Origin of the sequence: Devosia sp. (assembly GCF_014860165.1) — a bacterium.
In the GTDB taxonomy this organism is placed as follows: Bacteria; Pseudomonadota; Alphaproteobacteria; order Rhizobiales; family Devosiaceae; genus Devosia.
In genome coordinates, this window is sequence record NZ_JACZKG010000026.1 from 1 (window position 1) to 4,222 (window position 4,222).

Annotated in this window: 7 protein-coding genes; 6 read left to right on the forward strand and 1 reads right to left on the reverse strand. The window is 62.8% G+C overall.

What is annotated here, in order from left to right:
- Positions 1-403, reverse strand: a 403-nt coding sequence (locus IH615_RS05875; protein WP_291360605.1) for a flagellar biosynthetic protein FliO, incomplete at its 3' end; no start/stop codon positions are given.
- 183 nt (positions 404-586) lie between these two features.
- On the opposite strand from IH615_RS05875, the gene flgB reads away from it, so the two are divergent.
- The 6 genes from flgB to flhB all read left to right on the forward strand — a co-directional run bounded on the left by flgB (position 587) and on the right by flhB (position 4,043).
- A complete protein-coding gene (gene flgB, locus IH615_RS05880) occupies positions 587-994 on the forward strand; it encodes a flagellar basal body rod protein FlgB (RefSeq protein WP_291360607.1) in 408 nt (135 codons plus the stop codon).
- A 12-nt stretch (positions 995-1,006) separates the two neighbouring features.
- On the forward strand, positions 1,007-1,417 hold the full coding sequence (gene flgC / locus IH615_RS05885; RefSeq protein WP_291360609.1) for a flagellar basal body rod protein FlgC: 411 nt from the start codon (positions 1,007-1,009) through the stop codon (positions 1,415-1,417).
- 11 nt (positions 1,418-1,428) lie between these two features.
- Complete coding sequence (locus IH615_RS05890) at positions 1,429-1,764, forward strand: flagellar hook-basal body complex protein FliE (protein ID WP_291360611.1); 336 nt, start codon at positions 1,429-1,431, stop codon at positions 1,762-1,764.
- A gap of 153 nt (positions 1,765-1,917) precedes the next feature.
- Entirely contained in the window at positions 1,918-2,184 is a 267-nt protein-coding gene (fliQ, locus tag IH615_RS05895) for a flagellar biosynthesis protein FliQ (protein WP_056232176.1), read from the forward strand.
- A 2-nt stretch (positions 2,185-2,186) separates the two neighbouring features.
- Positions 2,187-2,954, forward strand: a complete 768-nt coding sequence (gene fliR / locus IH615_RS05900; RefSeq protein ID WP_291360612.1) for a flagellar biosynthetic protein FliR — start codon at positions 2,187-2,189, stop codon at positions 2,952-2,954.
- Positions 2,955-2,960: 6 nt separating this feature from the next.
- Positions 2,961-4,043, forward strand: a complete 1,083-nt coding sequence (gene flhB, locus IH615_RS05905) for a flagellar biosynthesis protein FlhB (RefSeq protein ID WP_291360613.1) — start codon at positions 2,961-2,963, stop codon at positions 4,041-4,043.
- Positions 4,044-4,222: the final 179 nt, after the last annotated feature.

A 4,222-nucleotide genomic window follows, 5' to 3' on the forward strand; every position in this document is an offset into this window, starting at 1 on the left:
GTGCGGGAGGGGTCGGCGTCGCTGCCGTGATGGGAGGCGTCGCGACAGCCGGCGATGCCTTGGCCGGCTTGCGGGACGCCACCATCGGGATAGGGCGCCGCGCCGGCTGCGCCGCCGGGGCTTCTTCCACCGCGATGCCGGTTTCCACCACCATGTCCTGCGGGCCGCCGACCAGGATCAGGTGCTCCACATTGTCACGCCGCACGATGAGCAATTGCCGCTTGGGGTCGAGGGCCAGCGAATCCACCACCGCCAGCCGCCGGTTGCGTCCGCGCGTCACGCTGCCGGCTGCACCAGTCAGCAGTTTCAGCAGCCACAATAGCAGCACTATGCCGACAATGACCGCGCCGAGCGCAAACAGTGTGTTCATGATGCCGCCGAGGGGCGCGGTGATGATATCCATTTCGTCTCCAGAGCGTCTCGCCCGAATCCGGGCGGCATATATTGCCTATCACATAAGGCGAATGTGCAGAATGCGAGGCCGCATTCGCCCTATCGGGCTGCGGTTAACACTTGATTAACCATAGGTCGGCAAGATTTGCCCATCGCGTCCCCCATTCTGGGGACTCGCGGGGGACTTCGGCCAATGGGCCTCATGAACATGCCGGTCTTCACGGCACTCACCGACAAGATGCGCTGGCACCAGACGCGTCAAGGGCTGCTGGCTGAAAACGTCGCCAATGCCGAGACGCCCGGCTATCGCGGGCGCGACCTGGCGCAATACGACTATGCCGACCGCTCGGCGGGTTTCTCATCGGCCACGGTCACCACCTCGGCGACGCAGCCCATGCATTTCTCGGTGTCCAGCAGCGAGGGTAGCGCCTTTGGCGCGCAGCGCATGGCCAATTTCGAGATCACGCCTGAGGGCAATGGCGTCACGCTCGAAGACGAGATGATGAAGGTCACCACCAACCTGATGGACTACCAGGCCGCCACCAGCCTCTACCAGAAGTCGATCAAGATCCTCCGCACCGCGATGGGCCGGCAGGCCTAGGAGTAACGCCGCATGGACTTCAATTCGTCACTTCGCATCGCTGCCACGGGCCTGCATGCCCAGACCGCGCGCATGCGCGTCATCGCCGAAAACCTCGCCAACGTCGATTCCGCCGGCAAGGCGCCGGGGGACGAGCCCTATCGCCGGCGCATTCCCACCTTCGAGGCGACCTTCGACCCCGATGTCGGCGGCAAGGTCGTCGAGGTGGGGAACCTGGCCTATGACATGAGCGACTTTACCAGCCGATACGAGCCCGGCCATCCGGCAGCCGATGTCCGCGGCTATGTGCAGTATCCCAACATCAATCCGCTGATCGAGACGATGGACATGCGCGAGGCCCAGCGCACCTACGAGGCCAATCTCAACGTCGTCACCGTTACGCGGCAGATGCTCGGGCGCACGCTCGACATCCTGCGCGGCTAGGAACCAGGCACATGGCCATCAACACCCCCTTCAACGCCGCCACCGCCGCCTATGGCAATGCCAGCCGGTTGATCAACCAGGCGGCGCGCCCCCAGACCGATCTCACCGCCATGACCTCGGGCGGCACGGGCAACAACTTTGCCGACATGCTGGCCCAGCAGGTGCAGGGCGTGGTCGATGCCGGTGCTACCAGCGACCGCATGGCGGTCGACATGGTCAATGGCAAGGCCAATATCGTGGACATGGTGACGGCCCTCAGCGAAACCGAAATCGCCATCGAAACCATGGTGACCGTCCGCGACCGCGTGATCTCGGCGTATGAAGAAATCATGCGGATGCCGATCTAGTTGGTCCACGCCTGGCGTCATTCCCGCGAAGGCGGGAATCCACTCTTCAACACAGGTTGGGGTCAGAATGGATTCCCGCCTTCGCGGGAATGACACTGTAGGAGTACAATTGCTGGTGGCTCCGATTCCATCAGGCCACCACGGGACGAGACAATGACCGGCGCGGAAGTACTCGACATTGCCAGCGACGGCATCTGGACGCTAATCATCGTATCGGCGCCGATGATGCTGGTTGGCCTGGTGGTCGGCGTCATCATCGCTCTGTTCCAGGCCCTGACGCAGATCCAGGAACAGACGCTGGTCTTCGTGCCCAAGATCATCGCCATCTTCGTTACCATGCTGCTGACCCTGCCATTCCTGGGAGCCACGATGGGCGGCTACATGAACCGGGTGGTCGACATGATCATCGTGGGCGGCTGACGGTGACTGTCGGCCTCGACTGGCTGCCCAATACGGCCTTTCTCTACCTGCTGATGTTCTCGCGGATCGGCGCCATCCTCATGCTGATGCCGGCTTTGGGCGAGGACATGATCCCGCTGCGCATGCGTCTGAGTTTCGCGCTGGCCTTCACCCTCGTGCTCTATCCGCTGCTGTCGCCCAGCCTGCCCGCCATGCCCGAAGACGTCATGGCCATTATCGGCCTCATCTTTCATGAACTGGCCATCGGCATCATCCTGGGCGCCATCGTCCGCATCTCGGTCATGGCGACCCAGGTGGCCGGCGCGATCATCGCGTTCCAGACGGGCCTCTCCAGCGCGATGGCCGCCGACCCCACCCAAGTGGGCATGCAGGGCGCCGTGTTCGGCAGCTTTCTCAGCTTCCTGGGCATGGTGCTGATCTTTGCCACGGACCTGCATCACGTGGCGCTCGCGGCTACCTATGACAGCTACATGGTGTTCCCGCTCGATGCGCCGCTGATGTTCGACGATGCCGCGCAACTGGCCATCCGCACGGTGGCCAGCGCCTTCAGCGTCGGCATCCAGATGTCGGCGCCGTTCATCGTCTTCGGCCTCGTGTTCAACCTGGGGGCCGGCATCCTGGCCCGGCTGATGCCGGCTTTACAGGTGTACTTCCTGCTCATGCCCGCCAACATCATCATCGGCCTGGTGCTGTTCGCCATGCTGCTGGTGATGATGATGGGCTGGTATCTCAGCCATTTCGAGGCCCACCTCGCCATGTGGAGGGGTTAATCCGCCATGTCGGACGAGGCACCGGAACAGGACGCAAAAACAGAAGACCCTTCTCAAAAGAAGCTTGAGGACGCCCACAAGAAAGGCGATGTCGCCAAGAGCCAGGAAGTGGTCACCTGGTTCATGCTGCTCGGTTCTGCCGCCATCTTCTCCATGATGGCGCCGGCCACTGCGGCGAACCTGTCGGAGTCGCTCAAGCTCATCCTGATGAATGCCGACCAGTTCGAGCTGGGCGGGGCGGGCTTCTCGGCGTTCTTCAATGGCCTCGCCCTTGCCCTGCTCGGCACGGTGCTCATTCCGCTGGTCGTGCTCTCGAGCTGCGCCATCATGGCCAACCTGATACAGCATCGCCCGCTGCTGTCGACCGAGCCGCTCATTCCCAAATTCTCCAAGATTTCGCCGCTGGCGGGCGCCAAGCGGCTGTTCTCCACCGATTCCCTCGTCAATTTCGGCAAGGGCCTGCTCAAGATCGGCGTGGTGGGCACGGTGGTGGTCATGGTGGTGTGGCCGGAGCGGGACCGGCTCGACACCATGATGACGGCAGACCCGCTGATGATCCTTGCCGATTTCCAGGAGATCGGGATCAAGATCTTCACGGCGGTGCTGGCAATCGTCACCGTCATCGCCTTTGCCGACTATCTCTATGTCCGCCAGAAGTGGTGGAAGAAGCTGATGATGACGGTTCAGGAAACCCGCGACGAATACAAGCAGATGGAGGGCGACCCTCACATCAAGGGCAAGCTTCGTCAGCTGCGTCAGGAACGCTCGCGCAAGCGGATGATGGCCGCGGTGCCCGATGCGACCGTGGTCATCACCAACCCGACGCACTTTGCCGTGGCGCTCAAATACGACAAGGCGATGAAAGCGCCCAAATGCGTCGCCAAGGGCGCCGACGCCGTGGCCTTCCGCATCCGCGAACTGGCCAAGGAACACGACGTGCCGATCGTGGAAAACCCGCCGCTGGCCCGCGCGCTGTTTGCCAGCGTCGACATCGACGAGACCATCCCCAACGAGCATTTCAAGGCCGTCGCCGAAGTCATCGGCTTCGTCCTGCGCCTCAAGAAGGGGGCAGGCTGGAAGGCGGGGTAGTTGCGCCGGTTGTCCGCCGACTTATCCCCACCCACCAAAACCTGCCGCATACTCCTTCCATCTTCACGGCAGAGCCGGTCATGACGAGTGATGACCGTGAAGACAGCCAGGGATGGGAGGTCGCTCCCATTGGGCGGGGGGAACTCGGCAGCTGCGCTTGCGACACAGCGTACCTGGCC

What these genes read in the sequence shown, in the direction of transcription:
- flgB (WP_291360607.1), top strand. Translation starts at nt 587, where the DNA reads ATGGGCCTCATGAACATGCCGGTCTTCACGGCACTCACCGACAAGATG.
- flgC (WP_291360609.1), top strand. Translation starts at nt 1,007, where the DNA reads ATGGACTTCAATTCGTCACTTCGCATCGCTGCCACGGGCCTGCATGCC.
- IH615_RS05890 (WP_291360611.1), top strand. Translation starts at nt 1,429, where the DNA reads ATGGCCATCAACACCCCCTTCAACGCCGCCACCGCCGCCTATGGCAAT.
- fliQ (WP_056232176.1), top strand. Translation starts at nt 1,918, where the DNA reads ATGACCGGCGCGGAAGTACTCGACATTGCCAGCGACGGCATCTGGACG.
- flhB (WP_291360613.1), top strand. Translation starts at nt 2,961, where the DNA reads ATGTCGGACGAGGCACCGGAACAGGACGCAAAAACAGAAGACCCTTCT.